The organism is Providencia rettgeri (assembly GCF_041075285.1).
GTDB classification, from domain to species: Bacteria; Pseudomonadota; Gammaproteobacteria; order Enterobacterales; family Enterobacteriaceae; genus Providencia; species Providencia rettgeri_G.
Window position 1 is genome coordinate 2,837,601 of sequence record NZ_CP163512.1, and the last position, 24,616, is coordinate 2,862,216.

Sequence of the window (24,616 nt, forward strand, 5' to 3'; positions counted from 1 at the left end):
TCCTCTAACGACAATTTTGAATAAAAGCCATGACATCACAACCTGCTTATAAGCAAATTCAGTCTTACATTTTACGCAGCATTGATTTGGGTATTTTTAAACCCGAAACACAAATCCCCACAGAACTTGAACTCTGTGCGCAATTTAATGTTAGTCGTATGACCGTGAACAAAGCCATTTCAGAATTAAGTCAAAGAGGAATTTTGAATCGAATTGCAGGGAAAGGCACATTTGTCGCAACGCAAAAGCATGAGCTTCCGGTAACTAAAGCATTTGATATATTTGATGAAATATCCATAAGTGGCAACAAATATAGTGGGCATCAATTACAATTAAAAATCATTCCAGCTTCAGCTGAAATTGCACTGCAACTCGGAATTAGTGAAGGAAGCGACGTCGGTTATTGTAAAGTTCTGCATTTTGAAAATGATATTCCACTCATGTTAGAAGAGCGCTACGTTAACCACACTATCGCTCCTGACTTTGTGAAGCAAAAATATGGGGATACGGAAACACCAAGTGGCTATTTACAGCGCCATTTTCCTGTTAGCGAAATGGAACACACGATAGAAGCAGCATTAGCGACCAAGTCCATCGCACAATTATTATCAATTAAAGAAAACTCCCCCTGTTTGCAACTTAGCCGTCGTACATGGACAGGAAATACGTTAATTAGCTACGTCAATATGGTCACGGCAGGTTCTCGTTACAAATTAAAATTACATTCGCGTATTGAGAATTAGTGCAAAGATAAAAAAAATGGGGCAAAGTTGCCCCAAAGCGACTGATAAATATCAACAAATATCAAGCACATCTACATCACAACAAATTTGTTTTTTACATCCCTTGGTAAATTGGTCCTTCTCCCCCTTGAGGTGCGGTCCACGTGATATTTTGCATTGGGTCTTTAATGTCGCAAGCCTTACAATGCAAGCAATTTTGCGCATTAATTTGTAATTTCTCTTGATGCTGCCCCCCAATAATTTCATATACTCCCGCAGGGCAATAACGTGTTTCTGGCGCAGCATATTTGGTTAAATTTATTTGAATCGGTATATTTGTATCCGCTAATTTAAGATGGCAAGGTTGCGCTTCTTCATGGTGAGTATTGGATAAAAATACAGAGGAAGCTCGATCAAAGGTCAATTTACCATCAGGCTTGGGGTAAATTATTGGCTTAAAATTTTTAGCTTCTTTTAGCCCCTCGTGATCCGCCTGTTTGATCTTTAATGTCCAGGGACTACGACCTTTTAACAATAGCTGCTCAGCACCAAATAACATAGACCCCATTACTAATCCTTTTTTCATATAGGGTTTGAAGTTACGGGTCTGGTAAAGCTCTTGATATAACCAACTTTGCTCAAAATTTTGGCGATATTGAATGTTAAATTCAACATCACCAACCGATTGGTCATTAAAGCAAGCCCAAAAAGCCTCCGCGGCTAATGCTCCACTTTTCACAGCACAGTGGGAGCCTTTGATCCGCGCGCCATTTAGAAATCCGGCGTCATCACCAATTAATGCACCACCAGGGAAACTCAATTTAGGAAGCGCTGATAATCCCCCCGCGACCATGGTTCTTGCGCCATAACTGAGCCGTTCACCCTTAGACAAAAACTGACTAAATGCAGGGTGTGTTTTTAAGCGTTGAAACTCTTCAAATGGAGATAAATACGGGTTTTCATAATTCAGACCAACGACTAAACCCACCGCAACTAAATTCTCACCATAGTGATAGGCAAAGCCACCACCGTATGTGTGATTATCTAACGGCCAGCCAACCGAGTGGATAACTAATCCAGGCTGATGCTGCTCTTTAGGGATCTGCCATATTTCTTTGATCCCCAGCCCATAGGTTTGTTTGCTACTATTCGCTGCCAAATCAAAATGAGAGATCAATTGCTTACCGAGTTGACCACGGCACCCTTCGGCAAAAAAAGTCATTTTCGCGACTAAATTCATACCTGCTTGGTACATGACAGTTGGGTTTCCTGCTTTATCTACCCCCATGTCCCCTGTAGTCACGCCAATCACTTTTCCCTCATCATCAAATATCACTTGTGTGGCAGCAAACCCAGCAAACACATCAACACCAAGCGCCTCGGCCTCAGCAGCTAGCGCTGCACAAATTTGGCCTAAACTACCAATAAGATTACCTTTATTTTTCAAACAAGTGGGTAATAACGCTAAAGGTAAGTGGCTAGCTTTATTTTCCTTCAACCATAAAAACTGGTCACTACTGACCGGCGTTAAAGGAACGGACACCTTTTGCTGCCAATCTGGCAATAATTCATCAAGCGCCCGAGGGTCGATCACTGCGCCTGATAAAATATGCGCCCCTATTTCGGCACCTTTATCAATCAAACACACAGACAATTCAGTGCCTTGCTCAGCAGCAAGCTGCTTTAAGCGGATCGCCGCTGATAACCCCGCAGGCCCGCCACCGACAATCAGGACATCAAATTCCATCGATTCCCGCTCGGGAGCCCCATTTATATTTTCAATATTGTCGATAGCCATATCCCCCCCTTACGCAAGTGCCTTATTAAATTCAGGTAAGATCTCAAACAGGTCACCCACAATGCCATAATCAGCCACTTGGAAGATCGGCGCTTCAGGATCGCTATTAATAGCCACGATCACTTTGCTCTCTTTCATACCAGCAATATGTTGAATCGCGCCAGAAATCCCAACTGCAATATATAAATCTGGTGCGACAATTTTCCCTGTCTGCCCCACTTGATAATCATTGGGAACATAGCCCGCATCCACCGCTGCACGGGATGCCCCAACCGCTGCCCCCAGTTTGTCTGCTATCGTTTCTAATAGCGCAAAGTTTTCACCTGAACTTAGCCCTCTACCACCGGAAATAACCACTTTCGCTGAGCTCAACTCAGCGCGGCTAACTTGTGTGAGTGACTGGCTTTTCAATTGAGTACGCTGCGTTAACTCACTCGGTGTTATATGGTCAATTTCAGCGCTATTTTTTGCCTCATGCGTACGACTAAATGCCGAACTGCGAACAGTGATCACCACTTGCTGCCCGTTATTCTGTACAGTTGCCAATGCATTTCCGGCATAAATAGGACGGATAAAGTTTTGAGCATCAAGCACTTGTGTGATATCAGAAATTTGTGCAATACCCAGCTTTGCCGCAACTCGGGGAGCAATATTTTTGCCGAATGTGGTCGCTGGAAATAATAAATGACTATAATGTTGTGCAACTGAAACAATGGCGCTAGTCATAGGCTCAGCCAACTGTTCTTTTAAAGCATCCGCTTGAATAGCAAGGACTTTATTCACACCATTTAAACTCGCAGCTTGTTCCACCACTTTTTCTAAGTCATTACCCGCCACAAGCAAATGCAGTTGCCCCCCCGCAGACAGAATATCCAGTGCTGCCGTAATGCTATGAAAAGTTGATGATTTTATCGTTTGATTATCATGTTCAACAATAACTAAAACTGATGGTTGGCTCATGATCATTCCCCTAGATTAAATAACTTCTTTTGCTTGTAATGTGCTTACCAGTTCGGCGGCATTATTAAGTAAGGTACATTGGCCCATCCGCTTTTTCGGTTCAGACACCTTGATGATTTTGGTTTGCCCCAACGGAGAAAAGTTCATGTCCGAAATATCGATAATATCTAACGGTTTCTTCTTAGCTTTCATGATATTAGGTAAAGTTGCATAACGAGGTTCATTGAGTCGCAAATCGGTTGTCACAACCGCAGGTAGCGCCATCGAAAGGGTTTCCAAACCGCCATCGATCTCACGGGTGACTTGTAATGAATCTCCCTCAAGGACAATTTGCGAAGCAAACGTCGCTTGTCCACAATCGATTAGCGCCGATAACATTTGCCCGGTTTGGTTACAATCATCATCAATTGCTTGTTTGCCTAATAAAATTAAATTCGGTTGCTCATTTATCACCACTTGCTGCAATAAACGGGCGATATCTAATGGTTCAAGAACCAATTCGGTGGGACGTTGGATTAAGATGGCCCGATCTGCACCAATGGCCATCGCACTGCGCAAGGTTTCTTGGTAACTCATATCACCAATAGAAACAGCGACAACCTCAGTCGCTTTACCGGCTTCTTTTAAACGAACGGCTTCTTCAACGGCAATCTCATCAAAGGGATTTAGTGCCATCTTAACGTTAGCTAACTCAACCCCCGAGCCATCGGCTTTTACGCGTATTTTGACGTTATGGTCAATCACTCGCTTCACTGCGACTAAAATTTTCATAGCAACTCCTATCCCAATTCTATTAACGATTGGCTTTAATAAAGGTGGTTTAAATCGTTTTTAGGTTGAGAGAAGCCTTAGCAGTGAAAACGTCACTGCTATTGGCTAGCTCAAATGTTCTTTTATGAATTACATTAAATGATGCTTCTGGTTATTTCGTGGTTGGTAATATCAGCCTATCAGCAACAGACATTGGCCATTTTTTAATCGCAATATAATAAATAATACTGGTCGCGACTAAGCCAACAATCCATGAAATATCCACACCGCCGAGTTTTTCGACTAATGGGCCCGTGTAGAAACCTGTTGAGATAAATGGTAATTGGATCAGTACACCAATGATGTAAGTGAGGATACCGACTTTGTTCCAGCGCCCATAACGACCATTCGGGTTCGCCAATTCAGGCACATCGTAGCGCCCCTTTGTTACCCAGTAATAATCAACAAGATTGATCGCACTCCATGGAGTAAAAAAGGCAAGTAAAAACAGTAAGAAAGCAGAGAACAATTTTAAGAATGAGTGCTGACCGGCTAACCCTAATAACGTTGAAAAACTCACCATCAGAATAATAAAGAACAGCCGTTGCCCTCTTGTAATGGTATTTTTTCCTCTAAACCCACAAACAATCGCCGCCATTGACATAAAGCTGCCGTAAGCGTTTAACGCTGTAATAGTCACTTTCCCAAAGAAAATAGTGATATATAGCAGTGCAGCAATGAGCCCTGTACTCCCCAACCCCACAATGTAGGAAACTTCATTACCCGCAAATTTATTGCCTGCTAGGGCCGCAGCAAATACGCCTAAAATCATTGATGCTTGCGTTCCGATAACAGTTCCTGAGCCTACCGCCATAAAAGCTTTAATGGTTGGTGTTTTGGTTGGTAAATAACGGGAGTAGTCAGCAACGTAAGGCCCAAAAGCGATTTGCCACGATGCCGATAATGACATCGCTAATAAGAAATGTGTCCAATCAAAATGGCGATTTTCTAATAAAATAGACACATCGTTCATATAAAACAGGCGGAAAAATAGATAAAAGAATGCAATGATCCCAACAATACTCGCGACCTTACCTAAAATATGAATGATCCGATAACCACAAATCGTGATCCCGATAATCACCACACCAAAAATTAAGATCCCAACCCAATCCGTCACATGGAGTAATTGCCCTACCGCTTGACCCGCTAAGACAGTTCCACTCGCAGAAAACCCAACGTACATCATGCAAACTAACAAGATAGGAATAACCGCACCATATACCCCAAACTGCACACGGCTTGAAATCATTTGCGGTAACCCCAGTTTAGGCCCTTGTACCGCGTGCAAAGCCATTACGGCCCCACCTAATATTTGCCCAATAAATAATCCAATTAATGACCAAAATACATCCCCCCCTAACACAACGGCGAGAGCCCCAGTAACGATTGCGGTAATTTGCAAGTTAGCACCAAACCAAAGCGTAAACTGGCTAGATAAAGTGCCATGGCGCTCAGATTCAGGGATATAATCGATAGAACGAGCTTCGATAAGCGGGACATTATCCTGCCGACCTTTTTGCCCTGTTGCGATGTCGTTTGAAACTGTCATGGTAACTCCTCTTTAAGCAGGCTGGCTTAAAGAATGAACCAATTAGCTGTAATGAATTCGTAAAAACCGTGACGTGAAGTACAGTGATTACACATTACATTGGGTGCTGTTTTCTCTATTGTCCACCCATAATCAATAATTGAAATACATTCTTAAACCTGATTGTTGTTGTGTTTTTAATTCCATGATCCTGTTGTCAGGTAGTGCTTCCTAGATTACTTTACTCGCGAGTAGCCGCCTGTCCCGTCTACTCGCTTCTGGTAAAAATAACGATTTCAATAAACTACACTGCATCCAATACAGCACGTGAGATAATTATTTTTTGGATTTCTGACGTACCTTCAAAGATACGTAAAATACGTGCATCGCGAACATAGCGCTCAAGAGGCAAATCGCGAATATAACCATAGCCCCCATGAAGTTGTAGCGCAGCATCAGTAACAAAACCGGCACACTCCGCAGCAAATAGTTTTGCAGTCGCAGATTGCAAACTAAAGCGCTCCCCTGAATCACGCAGTTCAGCGGCTCGCCAAGTCAACATACGCGCGGCCTCAAGCTGTGTGTGCATATCCGCAAGACGCCATTGAGTCCCTTGGTAAGCGGCTAATGGTTTTTTACCAATTTGGCGCTCTTTCACCCAACCTAACGTACTTTCCATCGCTGCGCGGGCTATGCCAAGTGACGTTGCAGCAACTTCAACACGACCTTTATCTAATACTTCCATTGCAGTATGGAAGCCTTTATTTTCTTCGCCGAGTAACGCTGATTCAGGTAGCCAGCAGTTCAGTGCTAACTCGTAAATGGTACTGCCGCGCAATCCCATCGTTTTTTCAGGTTGAGAAAATGCTATCCCTTCAGTCCCTTTTGGGATGATAAATGCACTGATGCCTCTCGCCCCTGCCTCAACATCCGTTTTGGCATATAACACAATAAAATCCGCTTCTTTGGCGTTAGTGATATAGTGTTTATTCCCCCGAATACGCCAGCCTGCATTTTCCCGTGTCGCTACAGTACGCATATCCGCAGGGTTCGACCCCGCAGCGGGCTCTGTGAGACCAAAAGCGCCCAGTAATTCACCTGAAGCGGCTTTCGGTAACCAATACGCTTTTTGCTCTTCGGTTCCACCAATCAAAATAGAATCCGTGGCTAAGAAATGCGCTGTTAACGAGGACGATGTGGAGGCACAAGCTGCTGCAACCGCCTCAACGATCATGCTCATTGCGATACTGCCAAGACCAAACCCACCATATTGTTCTGGTAAGTTAATTCCCCAAGCCCCCATCTCACCTAATGCAGTTAAACTTTCTGCACAAAATGTTTCGGTTTCATCATAATGCTGTGCATTGGGTTGCAAAATATCGTGACATACCTTTTCAATTGCATCGACAATGGCTTGTTCGGTTTCATTAATTTCAAAACTCATTGTACGGCCTCCCTATTTTTGCTTGTTGTTATTGCCGATTTATACTGTGCATTTGCTTCACCCAATACAGGGGCTCTTAACGTTGAATGTGGTTTTTTGCCGTTAAAGAAAACAGGCTGAGAAATCAATGGAGTACCACCATCATTGAGATACGTGAGTACTTGACGGACTTTGGCATGTTCACTCTGCGTGGCTTGTTGTAGATTATGAATTGGCGAAGCTGGAACACCTGCGTTTAGCAGTAAGTCACAGACTTCATTCACAGTTTTTTGTGCTGTCCAGCCTTCAATTTCACTCCTTAACTCCCCATGATGGCAGGTACGGCTTGGGTCATCTTGAAAACGCGGATCTTGGCACAAATGCGCTTTATCCATACATTCACAAAAACGCTGGAACAATTTTTCACTGGCAATTGCGATAACAACTAACCCATCTTTAGCATGGTAAGTATCAAACGGTGTAGATACAGGATGGCGATTACCGACTAAGCTTGGGGCTTTACCTTGTGCAAATAAGTTAGAAAGCCCTGTTAATTGCATACTAAGAAGAACATCCACCATCGCAACATCAATGTATTGCGCCGCTTCGTTATGACGTTCTCTAGCGAATAGCGCACTGCTGATCGCCCAAGATGCAAACATCCCCGCACACACATCACCGATAGACTCCCCACTACGCGTTGGCCCCGTTTCAGGGAACCCCGTTACACTCATAAGACCCGACATAGCTTGTGCGACGATGTCATAAGCGGGATAGCTGGCTAACGGGCTATTTTGCCCAAAGCCTGAAATACTTGCATAAATAAGTTTTGGATTGTGTTTTTTTAAGCTGTCAAAATCGATACCGAGACGTTGAGTGACCCCTGGACGAAAGTTTTCCACCACGACATCACTTTCTTTGACGAGTTGGAATAAAATGGCCCGATCTTCCTGCTCTTTCAGGTCCAACTCGATACTGCGTTTTCCTCGATTGATTAAACCGTAATAAACACTTTCACCATTAATAAAAGGCCCTAGATGCCGGCTATCATCACCATGATTTGGTACTTCAATCTTGATCACTTCTGCGCCGAGGTCAGCCATCATCCCCGTGCAATAAGGCCCGGCTAAAACACGGCTTAAATCAATCACTTTGATCCCAGCCAGTGGCCCTTGTCTTTTCTGAGTTGACGCAGCATTCATAATGAATTCCTTATTTTTCAGAAAGTTGCCAACCTAAATTGGCAATCGACACTACTTCACCATTGGCAAATTCAAACCTTGCTGTTTCGCACAGTTAATGGCGATATCATATCCCGCATCCGCGTGACGCATGACACCTGTGGCAGGATCGTTGTGCAGAACACGCGCCAAACGTTTATCTGCCGCATCCGTGCCGTCACAAACAATCACAACACCTGAGTGCTGGGAGAAGCCCATACCAACACCACCGCCATGGTGTAAGCTGACCCATGTTGCGCCACCTGCCGTATTTAATAGTGCATTCAATAATGGCCAATCGGAAACTGCGTCAGAGCCATCTTTCATCGATTCCGTTTCACGATGTGGGCTAGCAACAGAGCCTGAATCTAAGTGGTCACGACCAATCACGATAGGACCTTTTAGCTCACCACTTTTCACCATTTCATTGAAGGCACGCCCTAATCTTTCTCTGTCTTTTAAACCCACCCAGCAAATGCGTGCGGGTAAACCTTGGAAAGCGATCCGCTCACGTGCCATATCGAGCCAATTATGTAAGTGTTTGTCATCAGGCAGTAATTCTTTCACTTTTTGGTCTGTTTTGTAGATATCTTCGGGGTCGCCAGACAAAGCGACCCAGCGGAACGGACCGATACCTTCACAAAATAGAGGGCGAATATAAGCAGGAACAAAACCCGGAAAATCAAAGGCATTTGTCACACCTTCATCTTTTGCCATTTGGCGAATATTGTTACCGTAATCAAAAGCTGCCGAACCACGTTTTTGCATGGTTAACATTGCATCTACTTGAACTGCCATGCTTTTTTTTGCTGCGCGAGTGACTTCGGCTGGCGCTGTTTCTTGCTTTTCTCGCCACTGGTTTAATGTCCAGCCTTGTGGTAAATAACCATGCACTGGGTCATGAGCGCTGGTTTGGTCAGTAACAGAATCTGGTGTGATATTGCGTTTCACTAATTCGCTATACACATCCGCAGCATTTCCTAGCAGACCAACAGACACGGGCTTACCAGAAACTTTTGCTTCTTCAATGTATTGCAATGCTTCATCAAGGGAAGTGGCTTTTTTATCAACATAGCGAGTTCTTAAGCGGAAATCGATACGGCTTTCATCACATTCGACAGCAATCATGCTAAATCCAGCCATTGTGGCCGCTAATGGCTGCGCACCGCCCATTCCACCTAAACCCCCCGTTAAGATCCAACGCCCTGCGGCATTACCGTTAAAATGTTGTTTTGCCAGTGAGACAAAGGTTTCGTAAGTGCCTTGAACGATCCCTTGTGAACCAATGTAAATCCACGATCCCGCCGTCATTTGACCGTACATCATCAGACCTTTACGATCTAACTCATTAAAATGCTCCCAATTCGCCCAATGCGGTACGATATTCGAATTTGCAATCAGAACACGAGGGGCATCTGCGTGAGTTGGGAATACGCCAACAGGTTTACCTGACTGGACTAACAACGTTTGATCATCTTCCAGTGTTTTCAGCACCTCTAAAATTTTGTCGTAACATTCCCAGTTACGAGCTGCGCGACCAATACCGCCGTACACAACAAGACTTTGCGGATGCTCAGCCACATCAGGATCGAGGTTATTTTGGATCATGCGGTAGACAGCTTCAGTCAGCCAACTTTTACAGGTCTTTTCGCTGCCACGGGGTGCGCGGATCACGCGTGTTGAGTCAGTACGGTTTAACATGGTTATATCCCCTATCATCCATTTTTTATTTAACACCAATTTAACAACTTTTTGTTGGTAATACTCTGTGAGGTACTTTGTCAGTGACTGTCTACTTTTATTAAAAATAAATTAATTCATTAAAAATCAACAAACTAATAATTAACTAACATGTTAAAAGCGACTTATACAGTGGAACCATTTCACTTGCTTTTAAATATATATACATTTGATTCACAAAGTATATACATTTAATTTTGAAATTTTATACGAAGAGTGGAGATCTAGAGGAAAGGGAGGTTATACAACAATAAGTAGCTCTCTGTTTCTATAGGAAAAGTTGTATATACATTTAATTTTATGTATAGAAACAAGTAAATAATAGATTTGCGAGTCGCTTCACAGAAGCTTGTTACTGTGTACAACGGGCAGACTCATATAAATGACATATGCCAGAAACAAAAACGGGTCACCTATATTAATAGATGACCCGATAACCAAAGAAGAAGATGGTAATTTAGTGATTTTCTCACTCACTGTAATGAACTGTCATTTTCTAAATAATTCGCGCTGTAGCTAGGCGGCAAGCGGAGCTAAGCCTTAGGAGCATACATAAGTATGTGACTCGGGTTAGCAAGCGCAGCCAACACCGCTACAACGCTAAGCGTACGAAAATGTCATTTTCTAAATAATTCGCGCTGTAGCTAGGCGGCAAGCGGAGCTAAGCCTTAGGAGCATACATAAGTATGTGACTCGGGTTAGCAAGCGTAGCCAACACCGCTACAACGCTAAGCGTACGAAAATGTCATTTTCTAAATCATTCGCGCTGTAGCTAGGCGCAAGCGGAGCTAAGCCCTAGGAGCATACATGAGTATGTGACTCGGGTTAGCAAGCGTAGCCAACACCGCTACAACGCTAAGCGTACGAAAATGTCATTTTCTAAATAATTCGCGCTGTAGCTAGGCGGCAAGCGGAGCTAAGCCCTAGGAGCATACATGAGTATGTGACTAGGGTTAGCGAGCGCAGCCAACACCGCTACAACGCTAAGCGTACGAAAATGTCATTTTCTAAATAATTCGCGCTGTAGCTAGGCGGCAAGCGGAGCTAAGCCTTAGGAGCATACATAAGTATGTGACTCGGGTTAGCAAGCGTAGCCAACACCGCTACAACGCTAAGCGTACGAAAATGTCATTTTCTAAATAATTCGCGCTGTAGCTAGGCGGCAAGCGGAGCTAAGCCCTAGGAGCATACATGAGTATGTGACTCGGGTTAGCAAGCGTAGCCAACACCGCTACAACGCTAAGCGTACGAAAATGTCATTTTCTAAATAATTCGCGCTGTAGCTAGGCGGCAAGCGGAGCTAAGCCCTAGGAGCATACATGAGTATGTGACTAGGGTTAGCGAGCGCAGCCAACACCGCTACAGCGAGAAGTATGACGAAAATTTTAGCCACCGAGGTAGGCGTTCCGTACAGCCTCATTGGCTAATAACGCTTTTCCGGTGTCTTCCAGTACAATATGCCCATTTTCTAATACATATCCACGGTCAGCGAGTTTTAAGGCTTGGTTAGCATTTTGCTCCACAAGGAAAATTGTCATTCCTTCTTCACGCAGTTGCTGGATCGTATCAAATATTTGCATAATGATGATTGGTGCTAGCCCTAATGAAGGCTCATCCAGTAGCAGCAATTCAGGCTGGCTCATGAGTGCCCGACCAATTGCGAGCATCTGCTGCTCCCCGCCAGACATCGTCCCTGAACGCTGATTGCGGCGTTCAAATAGCCTTGGGAATAACTTATATACTCGTTCAATGCGTTCAAGATATTGCTGACGTGTGGCGAAGAAGCCGCCCATGGCAAGATTTTCTTCTACCGTCATACGGGAAAAGACCCGGCGACCTTCTGGCACTAGCGCAATATCTTCACGCATTATTTTTGATGTCGGAAGCTGAGTAATATCCACATCGCGGTACAATACTTGCCCTTCGGATGCTCTTGGATCACCACAAAGCGTGCTGAGAAGCGTCGTTTTACCCGCCCCGTTTGCCCCAATCAGAGTGACTATCTCACCTTTTTGGATATTCAGGCTAATTTCATGTAAGGCTTGAATTTTTCCATAATGAGCAGAAACTTTTCTAAACTCTAACATCAGTAAGCTTCCCCCAAATAGGCTTTAATGACATCAGGATGTTGGCGGATTTCACTCGGCGTACCGTTCGCCAATGGCGTGCCCTGATTAACGACGTAAATACGATCTGAAATTCCCATTACCAATTTCATATCATGCTCAATTAATAAGATGGAAACATGATAATGAGTACGCAGCTCAGCAATTAACTCATCTAAGTCGTTGGTTTCTTTTGGGTTAAGCCCAGCTGCGGGTTCATCTAGCATCAAAATTTCAGGACGTGTAACCATGCAACGCGCAATCTCTAATCGACGTTGCTGCCCATAGGCTAAGTTACCTGCTTGTCGATTGGCAAATGGCAGTAAATCTACTCGCTCTAACCATTTTATTGCATTGTCTAAAGCTTCAGACTCTGCGCGGCGAAAAGCAGGAGTCTTTAATAATCCTGAAAAAATACCATTTTTTAAATGTTGATGCTGTGCGACCAACAGGTTTTCGAGAACGGTCATTTCTTTAAATAACCGCACATGTTGGAATGTTCGAATTACACCAAGGCGTGCAATGGCTTGACCTGTCAGACCTTCAAGGTGTTTCTCACGGTACAGAATCGTCCCGCTAGTTGGTTTATAAAAACCTGTTAAACAGTTGAAAATAGTGGTTTTTCCAGCACCATTTGGCCCAATCAGAGAAACAATTTCACCTTGATGAATAGTGAGTTCAACATTGTTCACCGCAAGTAAACCACCGAAACGCATAGTTAAACCGCTGACTTGTAATAAAGGCGTGGTTAATTGGCTCATACGCCCTCTCCCTCAGGTATTTTTTTCACCTGAACTTGGCGACGTTTCATCGGCAATAAACCTTGTGGTCGCCAAATCATCATTAATACCATCAATGCACCAAGCAGTAACATGCTGTATTGGTTGAGATCTCGCATCATTTCCCTTGATACAACTAAGATAATTGCCGCTAAAATCACCGAGGTTTGTGAACCCATTCCCCCCAGAACCACGATGGCTAAAACAAATGCTGATTCAACAAATGTGAATGATTCAGGGCTAATAAACCCTTGCCTTGCAGCAAACAATGTCCCCGCAAAACCAGCAAATGCCGCACTGATAGTAAAGGCAGTGAGCTTGATCCGTGTAGGGCTTAAACCTAGCGAGCGACAAGCAATTTCATCTTCACGCAACGCTTCCCAAGCACGACCGAGTGGCATCCTCAGTAATCGATTGATCACAAATAGTGTTAAAACCACCAGTAATAAGGCGACAAAATAAAGGAAAATGATCCGATCACCCGGGTTGTAATCTAAGCCAAAGAAATTATGAAAGGTATCCCACCCCTCTTTTGCTGTTCGGCTAAATTCGAGGCCAAAAAACGTCGGTTTTGGCAGTTGGCTGATCCCATTAGGTCCCCCTGTAATTTCCGTATTATTCAGTAATAAGATACGAACAATTTCACCAAAACCAAGTGTGACGATGGCTAAGTAATCCCCTCTTAACCTCAGAACCGGAAACCCCAGTAAAAAGCCTGCCAGTGCTGCTGTTAATCCTGCAATAGGTAAACTTTCCCAAAAACCAAAGCCATAACAATGGTTAAGTAAACCAAAGGTATAAGCACCAATAGCATAAAAACCCGCATAGCCTAAAACCAATAAGCCAGATAAGCCCACGACCACGTTTAACCCTAAACCAAGCATCACATAAATGAGGGTCAAGGTGGCGATATCAACGCTTCCTCGTGAAACAATAAATGGCCAAATGATGGCTGCAATAATGATAAGGACGGCAAGAATTTTTTGCTTGGTTGTCGAACCGTCAAAATCAGGAATTGACCATGCTTTTTTTGGTACACCTTGCCAAACTTTGCTTAATGTTGGGCGCACCAATTGATAAACAAAAATAATCGCAATCCCTGCGATGATCCAATTCCATCGAACCGAATCCCCCACTGTCACAACTAATTTTGTGCCATCCAACGCGAGTTGTAACCCCATCATAAACAAGGCTAAAATAAAAAATGTTGCCGATGCCACAATGGCATTAAGCCAATTTTCTTTTCTCATACTTTTTCGACCTCCGGGCGTCCCAGAATGCCGGTAGGCATGATTAACAACACACCAATCAATAAACCAAATGACACTACATCTTTATATTCGGTACTTAAATAAGCCGAAGTCATCGCTTCAGCAACCCCCAGGATCAAGCCACCCAGCATAGCACCAGGAATACTGCCGATCCCCCCTAATACCGCGGCAGTAAAGGCTTTCATACCAGCCATAAAACCAATATATGGATTGATCACACCATAAAATTGCCCCAATAAAACCCCTGCCACCGCAGCCATCGCTGCGCCTATCACAAAGGTTAACGAGATAACGCGATCAGTATTTATCCCTAATAAACTTGCCATTTTGAGGTCTTCTGCGCACGCACGACATGCACGCCCCATTTTCGAATAACGGATAAATAAGGTTAATGCTAACATAGCTAGGAGTGTAACCCCCCAGATAGTCAGTTGCATTTTGGTCACTGTCGCTTCAAAACCATCACTTCCCCCTAATACCCACTGACCTGTAATTAAACTAGGCAATGCGAGGTCGCGGGAACCTTGAGATAAACTGACGTAGTTTTGTAAGAAAATGGACATCCCGATCGCTGAGATTAACGCGATCAGTCGCTTAGAGTGACGTACCGGCCGATACGCTACGCGCTCAATGCTCCAGCCATAAGCACTGGAAACGATGATCGCTGCAATAAAGGCTGCGGCAACAAGGATCCAACCGACATCGATCCCTAACATCATCAAGCCCGCGATCACAATAAAAGAGACATAGCTTCCGATCATATACACTTCACCATGGGCGAAGTTAATCATCCCGATGATGCCATATACCATCGTATAGCCGATAGCAATTAGCGCATAGGTGCTACCAAGGGTTAACCCATTAAGAAATTGCTGAATAAAATAAAGAATTTGATCTGACATAAGACTTTCCTTTCGAACTGCTTGTCCTGTATAGAGAACAGAAGCCGGAAGCGAGTCAGCTCACTTCCGGTTATTGTTCACTATGTTGGAACACTACTGAGTACTATTTTACAGAGGTGGAAGTCCCATCTTTGTGCCATTCAAACACACCAAATTCGAAACCTTTCAGGTCGCCATTTGGCTGCCAGCTAAGTGTCCCCATCACAGTATCCACTGGATTTGCTTTCAGATCTTTGACTAAATCTTCGGGTTCAATGCTACCTGTGCGCTCCATTGCTGTGGTTAAACTCTGAATGGCTGCGTAAGTTGTCCACACAAATGGCCCCGTTGGATCTTCTTTTTTCGCTTTGATAGCATCAACAATCGGCTGGTTGGTCGCAACTTGGTCATAACGTTTTGGCAACGTCACTAACATCCCTTCAGATGCATCACCGGCAATATTCGACAGTGAGGAATTACCCACACCTTCAGGTCCCATAAAACGAATATTCAGACCAGCTTGTTTTGCTTGGCGTAAAATTTGCCCCATTTCAGGGTAATACCCCCCGAAATACACAAAGTCCACATTCTCTTTTTTCAGTTTTGCCACTAATGCAGAGAAGTCTTTATCCCCAGCAGTGACGCCCTCAAACATCACTTCTTTTGTACCTGCTTTATTGAGGCTTTCACGGACTGAACGTGCTAAACCTTCACCATATTGCTGTTTATCGTGAACAACAGCGATACGTGATGGCTTAATTTCTTCAAGAATATATTTCGCTGCGGTTGGGCCTTGGTCAGAGTCCAATCCCGTTGTGCGTAATACCATTTGGTAACCACGCGTAGTTAAATCCGCATTCGTTGCCGCAGGTGTGATCATGATAACGCCTTCATCTTCATAAATATCCGATGCAGGCTGGGTAGACGAGGAGCATAAATGACCAATAACATGACGAATTCCATCGTTGATGACTTTGTTTGCAACCGCAACCGCTTGTTTCGGATCACATGCATCATCATATTCAACTGCAACTAACGTGTTACCATTAATCCCACCCTTTGCATTAATATCTGCAATTGCCTGTCGAGCGCCCGTAAATTCCATATCGCCATATTGCGCTACAGGGCCAGACATCGCGCCTACAACCGCTATTTTTATTTCTTTCGCCCATCCTGCTGAGCTGAATGCCATTGCGATACAGCCCGCTAATAATGCTTTATTCATATTCTTCATTATATCGTCCCCGTCTTCATGGTTCTGAGTGTTTGTGTTTGATTTATAATCGTTTATTATGGCTGACAGGTACAATGCCTGATATTTCAAAATATAGCGAATAAGGCTATATATTTCATGGTATTAAACAAGATAATTATGCTAAATAGCAAATGGATATGATAGGTTATTACGTTAGGTGCAGAATAAAAAACTGATGTGTTTAAGTAGGTTTTTTGTAAATACTAGTGTTATATTCTAGTTAAATTTAAATTAATCCGAGTGAAACTCGGAAAATGCACTCAGGCAAAATTTTTCTCTCTAAAATCAAAAAATCGGTTACAGATCACTCTGGCAGGACGAGTATCTGCAAGCCTTACAGGGAAACAGATAAAACATTATGAGACTCACTATTATTCATTTGGTCAATCCTACTGAGCAGCAACAACAAGACTTAGATAAAATCTGGCCAGACCAGAAAGCCGATAAATGGCCGCAACCGCTTGATGAAACACAGTTAATTTATGCAGCCCGCTTTAATGACAGATTACTCGCCGCAGCAAAAGTGTCCATCGCCGAAACACAAGGCATTATTAGCGATTTTTGTGTGCGGGAAGTGACCCGTCGGCGGGGAGTGGGGCTCTATTTATTACAAGAAATTCGCCGGGCACACCCACAAGTGACAGTGTGGCAATTTCAGTTTGCTCCGCTAGATGAAAAACCAAGGCAGATCATGCATGCATTTTTAACCGCTTGCGACTTTCATCCCACTTTACAGGCAGAGGTATGGGACTTTAAGGTAGGCCAATTAAATGAAATTAAATAAAATTCATCATGTTGCAATTATTGCTTCTAACTATGAAGTCAGTAAGGCGTTTTACTGCCGCATTTTAGGTTTGAACTTGCTCAGTGAACATTACCGTCCACATAATAACTCATGGAAAGCCGATTTAGCGTTTGGTGAAGATTATCAAATTGAATTGTTCAGCTTTGCCAACCCACCAGCAAGGCTAAGCTATCCAGAAGCGGCTGGACTTCGGCATTTAGCCTTTAGTGTCGATGACTTAGATACGTGGATTGATTATTTAGCACAGCAAGGTGTCCCATGTGAAGCCGTAAGAACGGATCCCTATACTGAAAAGCGGTTTACATTTTTTACTGACCCTGATGGCCTGCCTTTAGAGTTGTATAGCGAAGAATAGATATAAAGTATGATTCAATCTGTAGCCTAAACAATTGAATCTGATTATCTGCATCTATCCCCCTTTGATTAAAGGCAATAAATGCAGATCATCTACGGGGAAATAAACTACATTTCGTCGTCGCTTTCTTCCATGGCCAGACGCAGTTTTTTCATCGCATTTTTTTCTAGTTGGCGAACACGCTCAGCAGAAACACCATATTTATCAGCCAGTTCCTGCAATGTAGTTTTGTTATCATCATCTAACCAACGAGCACGAATAATATCTTGGCTACGCTCATCTAATGAGGCAAGTGCATCCGCCAAACGATCAGTTGCATGGTTTTCCCAGTTATCATCTTCGATTGAACCTGCAAAATCTGATGATTTATCTTGTAGATATAATACTGGCGCTACAGGACCACCAAAGTCTGCGCTATCATCATCATCTGACATATCAAATGCCATATCTTGCGCCGCCATACGTGATTCCATTTCACGGACATCTTTGGTGCTTACCCCAAGTTCTTGAGCGACCATATCCACTTCATCTTGATTAAACCAACCAAGACGCTTCTTATTTTTTCTTAAATTAAAGAATAGCTTACGCTGTGATTTTGTAGTAGCGACTTTAACAATTCGCCAGTTACGCAGTACATATTCATGAATTTCTGCTTTGATCCAATGCACAGCAAAGGAAACAAGACGCACACCCACTTCAGGATTAAAACGACGCACGGCTTTCATCAGGCCAATATTTCCTTCCTGAATTAAATCCGCTTGCGGTAATCCATAACCTGCATAACTACGAGCAATGTGAATAACAAAGCGTAAATGCGATAAGATCAGTTGCTTCGCAGCGTCCAGATCGCCGTTATAATGCAGCCGTTCAGCAAGTTCCTTTTCTTCCTCAGCGGTCAGCATTGGGTAAGCATTAGCCGCCCTAACATAGGCTTCTATACTTCCTTGCGGAACAAGCGTTAATGATTGCATGTCTTTGGTCATTCAGATCCTCTATAAATATTAGGAGTGAAATTTATTCGATGTTGATAACCGCATAGGTTAACAATGAAGAAACAATATGCAGCAAACCAGTAAATAGTTTACCATTTTTACCGCATTAAATAAATTATATACGAGAATTGTTAACGGTAGGTCAATATAAGACAAAACAATTCAGACTAAGTTCAGTTCTAAAACGATTTTCGAATAAAATCAAGGGCCACGGCGATACTACTGCCAATAGCCCTCACTAAAAATATCAGAAAATAAGCTGTTACTCAGGCGTAAAATGGCGTAAATGCTGAAGGGTGGCTAACCAAGCCGCTATCCAACCAACCATAGTTGATAGCAACAGGATTAATAGGGACTCCTCCCAAAGTAGCCCTTCAATGTGAAACTGTGTGCCAAATACATTAGCCACTTGTGCCACACCACTACTAAGCTGCCAAACTAATAAGAAGGTCATGATCAGCGAAATAATCGCCCCCACACCACCGAGCACGATGCCGCCATTTAAAAATGGCCGCATGATAAAGCCATCTGTTGCACCGATCAGTTTCATGACATTAATGGTATCTCGACGAGCAAAAATGTTGAGCCGAACACTGTTACCTATCACTAAGAACAACGACACAATCATTAAAATACCAATAACTGAAGCCACTTTCCCTACTAAGCTGGTCAACGCAGCAAGTCGAGCAAACCAGCTATCGTCCATACGTACTTCTTCAATACCATCGACTTGACTGACCCGGTCTCTTAATGTGGTTAATACATCCGTCCCTTCAAAATCAATTTTTGGCGTAATAATAGCCACCGCAGGTAATGGATTTTCTTCTAACATATCCAATGCAGTACTAAAACCTGACCAACTGCGAAACTCGCTCATGGCTTGATCCCGTGATAAATAGTTCACATGATCCACACCTTCAAGAGATTGCAGTTGCGTCACGACATTCTGCCCGCCTTGTTCATCAAGGGATTTATCTAAATAAACAGTTAGCTGTGGTGTCGGATACCACTGTGCCGCCGCTTGGGAGACGTTCTTCCAAACCACATAACATAAGCTAGGTAATGTTAATGAAATCGCAATCACCATGATAGTCAAAAAGGTTGCTAAGGGCTGTCTCAGCATATCTGCCAGCGCATTCAACCAAGAATAACGCCATTGTTCGCGCCATCCCCCTTTGAGCGCCTTACTTTTTGACTGTATCGTACGTTCAGGCTTGGCTTTACGGGCATTTTTAGCCATGTTGACCTCCAAGCATCCGACCTTCGCTTAATGTCAAAACGCGGTAGTTACGACGTTCAATCAATGCAACATCGTGCGTTGCCATCAAAACAGTCACCCCCACACGGTTAAACTCTTCGAATAGGCGCATAATGCCTTCCGATAATTCGCCATCAAGGTTCCCTGTTGGCTCATCGGCTAATAACATCGTCGGCTTATTGACGACCGCGCGGGCAATTCCCACACGTTGCTGCTCCCCCCCCGATAGTTGGATCGGAAAGTTTTTAGCTTTGTCTAACAAGCCCACTTTATCCAATGCCGCAGAAACACGTCGGCGAATATCTTCTGTGCTCGCACCCGAGATAATCAACGGCATCGCTACGTTGTCATACACCGTTCGGTCAAACAGTAGATGATGATCTTGAAAAATCATGCCAATCTGCCGACGCAGAAAAGGGATCTCCCGATTTTTCAACCGACTAATATCATGACCATTAAACAAAATATGACCCGCACTTGGGCGTTCTATGCCACAAATGAGTTTGAGTAACGTACTTTTACCTGCACCTGAGTGGCCCGTTAAAAATGCCATCTCCCCGGGTTGTAAATGAAAATCAACCCCTTGGAGAGCTTGGCGGCCACCGCGATAAGCTTTACTAACGTGTTCAAAGCGAATCATCGAAAATTATTCCTCTCGGGCAAATAGGGCCTCGATAAAGTCATCGGCTTTAAATGGACGTAAATCTTCAATCCCTTCACCAATCCCAATATAACGAATTGGGATACCAAATTGATCGGCAATAGAGAATATTACGCCACCTTTTGCTGTACCATCGAGCTTAGTCAATGTTATACCAGTCAGACCTACTGCTTCATCAAAAAGTTTCGCCTGACTAACCGCATTTTGTCCTGTGCTCGCATCCAGCGTTAACATAATTTCATGTGGTGCATTTTCATCCAGCTTTTTCATCACGCGGACGATTTTTTTCAATTCTTCCATCAAGTGCGATTTATTTTGTAAGCGACCCGCAGTATCCGCTATCAACACATCGATACCTTTCGCTTGAGCTGATTGTATCGCATCAAAAATAACGGATGCCGGGTCTGCCCCTGTGTGCTGTGCAACAACAGGAATTTTATTACGTTCGCCCCACACTTGTAATTGTTCAACCGCGGCGGCACGGAATGTATCCCCCGCCGCTAACATCACGCTTTTTCCTTCTGATTGATATTGGCGAGCTAATTTACCAATCGTCGTGGTTTTACCGACCCCATTAACCCCAACCATAAGAATAACATAGGGTTTTTTATCTTCGATCACGAGAGGTTTATCGACTTTTGCTAAAATATCAGACATTTCCTCACGCAATTTACTATACAAAGCTTCAGCATCTTTCAGATCTTTACGACTTGCGTGAGCGGTGAGGTTGCCAATAATCTTACGTGTTGTCTCGACACCGACATCCGCGATTAACAATTGTTCTTCTAATTCCTCGAATAGGTCATCGTCAATTTTTTTGCCTGTAAATAGGCTAAGAAAACCTGAGCCCAGATTTTGACGAGTTTTTAATAACCCTTTCTTCAGCCTAGCAAAGAAACCTTCTTTTTTCGGTTTTTCTTGCTCTTTCGATGAATTATTTTTTTCTTCTTCCGTTAAACGTGCAGCTTCGGCTACTTGGCGCTCTTGCTCTGCTTGCTCTTCGGCTAAACGCGCGGCTTCGGCTGCTTGGCGTTCTTGTTCTGCTTGCTCCTCGGCTAAACGTGCAGCTTCGGCGGCTTGGCGTTCTTGCTCTGCTTGCTCTTCGGCTAAACGTGCAGCTTCGGCGGCTTGGCGTTCTTGTTCTGCTTGCTCTTCGGCTAAGCGTGCAGCTTCGGCGGCTTGGCGCTCTTGCTCTGCTTGCTCTTCGGCTAAACGTGCGGCTTCTTGCAGTTCACGCTCTGCCTTGTCCTCTGCTTCTTTAATAGCGGCTAAATCCGCTTGGCGCTGTTGCTCTGCGGCCTCTTCCGCAGCCTTGATGGCTGCTAATTCCGCTTGGCGCTGACGTTCTAATGCCTCTTCGGCAAGTCGTTGAGCGACTTCCTCTTGGCGAATACGCTCTGCCTTTTCTTCAGCTAGACGAGCTTCTTCAACTTCAAAACGCTCACGTTCAGCTTGCTCTTGAGCAGCTTTAATCGCATCTAGCTGAGCCTGACGTTCAAGTTCCACCTGTTCCGTTGCCGCTTCTATTGCGGCTTGCTGCGCTTCATACTGACGCTTAGCTTCCTCTTCCGCAGCATTAATCGCAGCTTGCTCTGCTTGATACTGACGCTCCGCTTCTGCGGCAACAACATCTTCTACTGGTTGTTGATTTTCAACTTCTTTTGCAGTTTCTACCTGCTGAGCTTGTTGTTTTTGAGTCTCTTCTTCATCTTTACGACCAAAACCTAGCCATGAAAAAAAGCCTTTTTTCTTGTCTTTAGCCATCTGCCACTACACTCCTCGCGGTAAAAATATGGCACTCGATAATCAAATCGCAATCAAATTACATGCAGTCTATCATTTCATTGCCCCGCAACACATATCTGAAAGAAAAATCCTAGTAATTTAATCGGCGTTTTTGTGTTAAACCTGTGAAAATGACGCGCTATAATTGAAATTCAATCAATTGGAGATAACAACACTGCAACTTATCGCCTGACAGGTATACAATGGTAACAATCATTTTTAAGTACACAATTAGCTAAATAGCAATACACATTATGGCAAAAAAAACACAATCAGCACCTTTAGGGCAAATTCGGATCATTGGCGGGAAATGGCGCGGGAGAAAGCTACCTGTTCGTGATAGTGAGGGCTTACGTCCAACTACAGATCGCATCAAAGAAACGTTATTTAATTGGTTAATGCCTGTGATCCGTGACGCTCGCTGCCTTGATTGTTTTGCAGGAAGTGGCTCACTCGGTTTTGAGGCGCTTTCCCGTTTCGCACAGAATGTGACATTTATTGAGCTAGATAAGCAAAACTCACAGCTACTCATTGAAAATAAGGCCCGCTTACAAGCCGATGACGCAACTGTCATCACCAACAGTAGCCTAACCGTTTTAAGCCAACTTGGAACCCCTTTTGACGTGGTTTTTATTGATCCACCATTTCGTAAAGGCTTACTCAATGAAACAATTCAGTTGCTCGAAAAAAACCAATGGCTAGCAGATGAAAGCTGGATATATGTTGAATCAGAGGCGGAGTCATCACTTACTGACATTCCCGCAAACTGGCAACTTCACCGTGAAAAAATTGCAGGCCAAGTTGCCTATCGCCTTTTTATTCGAACCTCACTTTAGGAAAAAACATGTTAATTAACGTTGGTCGCCTGCTTATGATTTGTGTTTGGGGTTTTATGATCTTCAATCTGATCCACCCATTCCCTAAGCCATTGAAATACTTTATGGATATTGCAATGGTTTTTATGATTTTCATGCACGCATTACAAACTATTTTTCTAAAAGCCACATTACCTAAAGGGGAAAAAATTTCAGGTTTAGTGCAAACCCGTCTGTTTTTTTTCGGTGTATTCGAAATGTTAGCGATGCAGAAAAAAACCAAAACCGCCTTAGAAGAGAAAAAGAAAGAACAGTAATATCAATACGTTAATTCGATTCAAAACGGATAAAACGCGTTCCTTGTAGGGTAAGTTTGCCTTCGTGACCCAATTCAACATCACGGTATTGTTCTTCTGTAACAATGGTTTTAATGACTTCGCCACTGGATAACGTTTTAAAATAAATTTCATAGCGAAAAGTTTCAGGTGAAACCACATCCCGTTCCCGGGAACGCATATTCGGATAAGGGTAATCTTTTTTGTTATCTACTTTTACTAAGTAACTAACGGGTAAAGAATTATCGTTGATTTCATTTTGCTTACGCTGGTCGAAAAAACGTTTAGTAGCGAGTACCGCGATAATTGCAATAACGACGATTAATAGTATTGGCTTATTCATATTTTGTGCGTTTCACTTAAAAAGAACCTAACTATAGTTTATCTTATTTGTAGAAACAGAACACGTTATCTCAGCGAGCGGCTTTTTGTCGTTCCCTTCATTGAACCTATAAGGATATGTGTATGATTAGTTGGCCATTTCTCGCAGTGCTTTTCTCCGGCTGGTTATATGTCGACGCCGCCTATCGCGGTCCAGGATGGCAACGCTGGTTATTCCGCCCTATTACGCTGTTATTATTACTCTTTTGGGGCTGGAGTTCTGATGATTTAAACCTACAGAACTACCTTATTCTAGGTGGATTATTCGTTTCTCTGGTTGCAGACCTTTCTAGGATGCTTTCAAGTGAACACTTACTAACTTCTATCGCTTTAATGTTCCTCAGTTATTTGATTTATACTATTAGTTTTGGCATGCAATTAAACTTCGGTCTATTTTTACCTTGGCTGGTTGCCCCACTGGTTATTGCTGCCATCACACTTGTCCTTATTTGGGGTAAGTTGGAAAATCTGCAAACAATTGTTTTTGCATCTTTAATCATGTGTATGATTATGGCTTGGGTTGCTGGCGATCAATATTTTGGTCTTGGGCGTGAATACAACTTCTCAATCATGGTGGGCGCAACATTACTCTTTTTATCTAATTGTGTGTGGTTAATTGCCCATTTCCGCTTTCCATTTAAAGCGTCAAAAGCCATTGTTGCTGCGCTCTATTTTCTAGGACAGTTCTTTATTGTTCGTGCAATTTATTTATAGTCCCCTTGTAAAGTGAAAAA

23 protein-coding genes are annotated in these 24,616 nt (G+C 43.4%); 6 read left to right on the forward strand and 17 right to left on the reverse strand.

Annotation, left to right across the window (positions count from 1 at the left end; genetic code table 11):
* Window positions 1–29 precede the first annotated feature (29 nt).
* A complete protein-coding gene (locus AB6N04_RS12915; RefSeq protein WP_369308710.1) occupies window positions 30–743 on the forward strand; it encodes a UTRA domain-containing protein in 714 nt (237 codons plus the stop codon).
* A gap of 94 nt (window positions 744–837) precedes the next feature.
* On the opposite strand, the gene AB6N04_RS12920 is transcribed toward AB6N04_RS12915, so the two are convergent.
* From AB6N04_RS12920 to AB6N04_RS12975, 12 genes are all read right to left on the reverse strand, one after another.
* The gene (locus tag AB6N04_RS12920) at window positions 838–2,520 is read right to left on the reverse strand and encodes a 4Fe-4S dicluster domain-containing protein (protein ID WP_369308711.1); all 1,683 of its coding nucleotides are present in this window, start codon (window positions 2,518–2,520) and stop codon (window positions 838–840) included.
* 9 nt (window positions 2,521–2,529) lie between these two features.
* Window positions 2,530–3,480, reverse strand: coding sequence for an electron transfer flavoprotein subunit alpha/FixB family protein (locus AB6N04_RS12925; protein ID WP_369308712.1), 951 nt, complete (start codon window positions 3,478–3,480; stop codon window positions 2,530–2,532).
* 15 nt (window positions 3,481–3,495) lie between these two features.
* The gene (locus AB6N04_RS12930; protein WP_369308713.1) at window positions 3,496–4,251 is read right to left on the reverse strand and encodes an electron transfer flavoprotein subunit beta/FixA family protein; all 756 of its coding nucleotides are present in this window, start codon (window positions 4,249–4,251) and stop codon (window positions 3,496–3,498) included.
* Window positions 4,252–4,402: 151 nt separating this feature from the next.
* Window positions 4,403–5,842 (reverse strand): cytosine permease, encoded by a 1,440-nt coding sequence (locus tag AB6N04_RS12935; RefSeq protein WP_369308714.1) that lies wholly within the window; start codon window positions 5,840–5,842, stop codon window positions 4,403–4,405.
* 283 nt (window positions 5,843–6,125) lie between these two features.
* Window positions 6,126–7,265: an acyl-CoA dehydrogenase family protein gene (locus tag AB6N04_RS12940; protein WP_369308715.1), complete on the reverse strand. Its 1,140-nt coding sequence runs from the start codon at window positions 7,263–7,265 to the stop codon at window positions 6,126–6,128.
* Window positions 7,262–8,446: a CaiB/BaiF CoA transferase family protein gene (locus AB6N04_RS12945; RefSeq protein WP_369308716.1), complete on the reverse strand. Its 1,185-nt coding sequence runs from the start codon at window positions 8,444–8,446 to the stop codon at window positions 7,262–7,264. Before AB6N04_RS12945 ends, AB6N04_RS12940 begins: the two co-directional genes overlap by 4 nt.
* A 51-nt stretch (window positions 8,447–8,497) precedes the next feature.
* Window positions 8,498–10,165 (reverse strand): urocanate hydratase, encoded by a 1,668-nt coding sequence (gene hutU / locus AB6N04_RS12950; RefSeq protein ID WP_369308717.1) that lies wholly within the window; start codon window positions 10,163–10,165, stop codon window positions 8,498–8,500.
* A 1,424-nt stretch (window positions 10,166–11,589) separates the two neighbouring features.
* On the reverse strand, window positions 11,590–12,291 hold the full coding sequence (gene livF, locus AB6N04_RS12955; RefSeq protein WP_369308718.1) for a high-affinity branched-chain amino acid ABC transporter ATP-binding protein LivF: 702 nt from the start codon (window positions 12,289–12,291) through the stop codon (window positions 11,590–11,592).
* Entirely contained in the window at window positions 12,291–13,070 is a 780-nt protein-coding gene (gene livG, locus AB6N04_RS12960; RefSeq protein ID WP_369308719.1) for a high-affinity branched-chain amino acid ABC transporter ATP-binding protein LivG, read from the reverse strand. The genes livF and livG overlap by 1 nt, the downstream gene beginning before the upstream one ends.
* The gene (locus AB6N04_RS12965; protein WP_369308720.1) at window positions 13,067–14,338 is read right to left on the reverse strand and encodes a high-affinity branched-chain amino acid ABC transporter permease LivM; all 1,272 of its coding nucleotides are present in this window, start codon (window positions 14,336–14,338) and stop codon (window positions 13,067–13,069) included. The genes livG and AB6N04_RS12965 overlap by 4 nt, the downstream gene beginning before the upstream one ends.
* Window positions 14,335–15,261 carry a high-affinity branched-chain amino acid ABC transporter permease LivH gene (livH, locus tag AB6N04_RS12970; protein ID WP_369308721.1) on the reverse strand — a complete coding sequence of 309 codons (927 nt, stop codon included), beginning with the start codon at window positions 15,259–15,261 and terminating at the stop codon, window positions 14,335–14,337. The genes AB6N04_RS12965 and livH overlap by 4 nt, the downstream gene beginning before the upstream one ends.
* A 103-nt stretch (window positions 15,262–15,364) precedes the next feature.
* Complete coding sequence (locus tag AB6N04_RS12975) at window positions 15,365–16,474, reverse strand: branched-chain amino acid ABC transporter substrate-binding protein (protein WP_369308722.1); 1,110 nt, start codon at window positions 16,472–16,474, stop codon at window positions 15,365–15,367.
* 379 nt (window positions 16,475–16,853) lie between these two features.
* Between AB6N04_RS12975 and panM the strand changes: the two genes are divergently transcribed.
* Both panM and AB6N04_RS12985 read left to right on the forward strand, forming a co-directional pair.
* Window positions 16,854–17,279 (forward strand): aspartate 1-decarboxylase autocleavage activator PanM, encoded by a 426-nt coding sequence (gene panM / locus AB6N04_RS12980; RefSeq protein ID WP_369308723.1) that lies wholly within the window; start codon window positions 16,854–16,856, stop codon window positions 17,277–17,279.
* Window positions 17,266–17,655 carry a VOC family protein gene (locus AB6N04_RS12985; protein ID WP_369308724.1) on the forward strand — a complete coding sequence of 130 codons (390 nt, stop codon included), beginning with the start codon at window positions 17,266–17,268 and terminating at the stop codon, window positions 17,653–17,655. The genes panM and AB6N04_RS12985 overlap by 14 nt, the downstream gene beginning before the upstream one ends.
* Before the next feature lie 107 nt (window positions 17,656–17,762).
* Here AB6N04_RS12985 and rpoH read toward each other — a convergent pair whose 3' ends face one another.
* The 4 genes from rpoH to ftsY all read right to left on the reverse strand — a co-directional run bounded on the left by rpoH (window position 17,763) and on the right by ftsY (window position 22,330).
* Window positions 17,763–18,638, reverse strand: a complete 876-nt coding sequence (gene rpoH / locus AB6N04_RS12990) for an RNA polymerase sigma factor RpoH (protein ID WP_369308725.1) — start codon at window positions 18,636–18,638, stop codon at window positions 17,763–17,765.
* Window positions 18,639–18,909: 271 nt separating this feature from the next.
* On the reverse strand, window positions 18,910–19,887 hold the full coding sequence (gene ftsX / locus AB6N04_RS12995; RefSeq protein WP_369308726.1) for a permease-like cell division protein FtsX: 978 nt from the start codon (window positions 19,885–19,887) through the stop codon (window positions 18,910–18,912).
* Window positions 19,880–20,545 carry a cell division ATP-binding protein FtsE gene (gene ftsE, locus AB6N04_RS13000; RefSeq protein WP_206083498.1) on the reverse strand — a complete coding sequence of 222 codons (666 nt, stop codon included), beginning with the start codon at window positions 20,543–20,545 and terminating at the stop codon, window positions 19,880–19,882. Before ftsE ends, ftsX begins: the two co-directional genes overlap by 8 nt.
* A gap of 6 nt (window positions 20,546–20,551) precedes the next feature.
* Window positions 20,552–22,330, reverse strand: a complete 1,779-nt coding sequence (ftsY, locus tag AB6N04_RS13005; RefSeq protein WP_369308727.1) for a signal recognition particle-docking protein FtsY — start codon at window positions 22,328–22,330, stop codon at window positions 20,552–20,554.
* 275 nt (window positions 22,331–22,605) lie between these two features.
* On the opposite strand from ftsY, the gene rsmD reads away from it, so the two are divergent.
* Both rsmD and AB6N04_RS13015 read left to right on the forward strand, forming a co-directional pair.
* Window positions 22,606–23,187: a 16S rRNA (guanine(966)-N(2))-methyltransferase gene (gene rsmD / locus AB6N04_RS13010; RefSeq protein ID WP_369308728.1), complete on the forward strand. Its 582-nt coding sequence runs from the start codon at window positions 22,606–22,608 to the stop codon at window positions 23,185–23,187.
* An 8-nt stretch (window positions 23,188–23,195) separates the two neighbouring features.
* Window positions 23,196–23,483, forward strand: a complete 288-nt coding sequence (locus tag AB6N04_RS13015) for a DUF1145 family protein (RefSeq protein ID WP_369308729.1) — start codon at window positions 23,196–23,198, stop codon at window positions 23,481–23,483.
* 10 nt (window positions 23,484–23,493) lie between these two features.
* Here AB6N04_RS13015 and AB6N04_RS13020 read toward each other — a convergent pair whose 3' ends face one another.
* A complete protein-coding gene (locus AB6N04_RS13020) occupies window positions 23,494–23,844 on the reverse strand; it encodes a DUF2500 family protein (RefSeq protein ID WP_369308730.1) in 351 nt (116 codons plus the stop codon).
* 122 nt (window positions 23,845–23,966) lie between these two features.
* On the opposite strand from AB6N04_RS13020, the gene AB6N04_RS13025 reads away from it, so the two are divergent.
* On the forward strand, window positions 23,967–24,596 hold the full coding sequence (locus tag AB6N04_RS13025; protein WP_369308731.1) for a lysoplasmalogenase: 630 nt from the start codon (window positions 23,967–23,969) through the stop codon (window positions 24,594–24,596).
* Window positions 24,597–24,616: the final 20 nt, after the last annotated feature.

What these genes read in the sequence shown, in the direction of transcription:
- AB6N04_RS12915 (WP_369308710.1), top strand. Translation starts at nt 30, where the DNA reads ATGACATCACAACCTGCTTATAAGCAAATTCAGTCTTACATTTTACGC.
- AB6N04_RS12920 (WP_369308711.1), bottom strand. Translation starts at nt 2,520, where the DNA reads ATGGCTATCGACAATATTGAAAATATAAATGGGGCTCCCGAGCGGGAA.
- AB6N04_RS12925 (WP_369308712.1), bottom strand. Translation starts at nt 3,480, where the DNA reads ATGAGCCAACCATCAGTTTTAGTTATTGTTGAACATGATAATCAAACG.
- AB6N04_RS12930 (WP_369308713.1), bottom strand. Translation starts at nt 4,251, where the DNA reads ATGAAAATTTTAGTCGCAGTGAAGCGAGTGATTGACCATAACGTCAAA.
- AB6N04_RS12935 (WP_369308714.1), bottom strand. Translation starts at nt 5,842, where the DNA reads ATGACAGTTTCAAACGACATCGCAACAGGGCAAAAAGGTCGGCAGGAT.
- AB6N04_RS12940 (WP_369308715.1), bottom strand. Translation starts at nt 7,265, where the DNA reads ATGAGTTTTGAAATTAATGAAACCGAACAAGCCATTGTCGATGCAATT.
- AB6N04_RS12945 (WP_369308716.1), bottom strand. Translation starts at nt 8,446, where the DNA reads ATGAATGCTGCGTCAACTCAGAAAAGACAAGGGCCACTGGCTGGGATC.
- hutU (WP_369308717.1), bottom strand. Translation starts at nt 10,165, where the DNA reads ATGTTAAACCGTACTGACTCAACACGCGTGATCCGCGCACCCCGTGGC.
- livF (WP_369308718.1), bottom strand. Translation starts at nt 12,291, where the DNA reads ATGTTAGAGTTTAGAAAAGTTTCTGCTCATTATGGAAAAATTCAAGCC.
- livG (WP_369308719.1), bottom strand. Translation starts at nt 13,070, where the DNA reads ATGAGCCAATTAACCACGCCTTTATTACAAGTCAGCGGTTTAACTATG.
- AB6N04_RS12965 (WP_369308720.1), bottom strand. Translation starts at nt 14,338, where the DNA reads ATGAGAAAAGAAAATTGGCTTAATGCCATTGTGGCATCGGCAACATTT.
- livH (WP_369308721.1), bottom strand. Translation starts at nt 15,261, where the DNA reads ATGTCAGATCAAATTCTTTATTTTATTCAGCAATTTCTTAATGGGTTA.
- AB6N04_RS12975 (WP_369308722.1), bottom strand. Translation starts at nt 16,474, where the DNA reads ATGAAGAATATGAATAAAGCATTATTAGCGGGCTGTATCGCAATGGCA.
- panM (WP_369308723.1), top strand. Translation starts at nt 16,854, where the DNA reads ATGAGACTCACTATTATTCATTTGGTCAATCCTACTGAGCAGCAACAA.
- AB6N04_RS12985 (WP_369308724.1), top strand. Translation starts at nt 17,266, where the DNA reads ATGAAATTAAATAAAATTCATCATGTTGCAATTATTGCTTCTAACTAT.
- rpoH (WP_369308725.1), bottom strand. Translation starts at nt 18,638, where the DNA reads ATGACCAAAGACATGCAATCATTAACGCTTGTTCCGCAAGGAAGTATA.
- ftsX (WP_369308726.1), bottom strand. Translation starts at nt 19,887, where the DNA reads ATGGCTAAAAATGCCCGTAAAGCCAAGCCTGAACGTACGATACAGTCA.
- ftsE (WP_206083498.1), bottom strand. Translation starts at nt 20,545, where the DNA reads ATGATTCGCTTTGAACACGTTAGTAAAGCTTATCGCGGTGGCCGCCAA.
- ftsY (WP_369308727.1), bottom strand. Translation starts at nt 22,330, where the DNA reads ATGGCTAAAGACAAGAAAAAAGGCTTTTTTTCATGGCTAGGTTTTGGT.
- rsmD (WP_369308728.1), top strand. Translation starts at nt 22,606, where the DNA reads ATGGCAAAAAAAACACAATCAGCACCTTTAGGGCAAATTCGGATCATT.
- AB6N04_RS13015 (WP_369308729.1), top strand. Translation starts at nt 23,196, where the DNA reads ATGTTAATTAACGTTGGTCGCCTGCTTATGATTTGTGTTTGGGGTTTT.
- AB6N04_RS13020 (WP_369308730.1), bottom strand. Translation starts at nt 23,844, where the DNA reads ATGAATAAGCCAATACTATTAATCGTCGTTATTGCAATTATCGCGGTA.
- AB6N04_RS13025 (WP_369308731.1), top strand. Translation starts at nt 23,967, where the DNA reads ATGATTAGTTGGCCATTTCTCGCAGTGCTTTTCTCCGGCTGGTTATAT.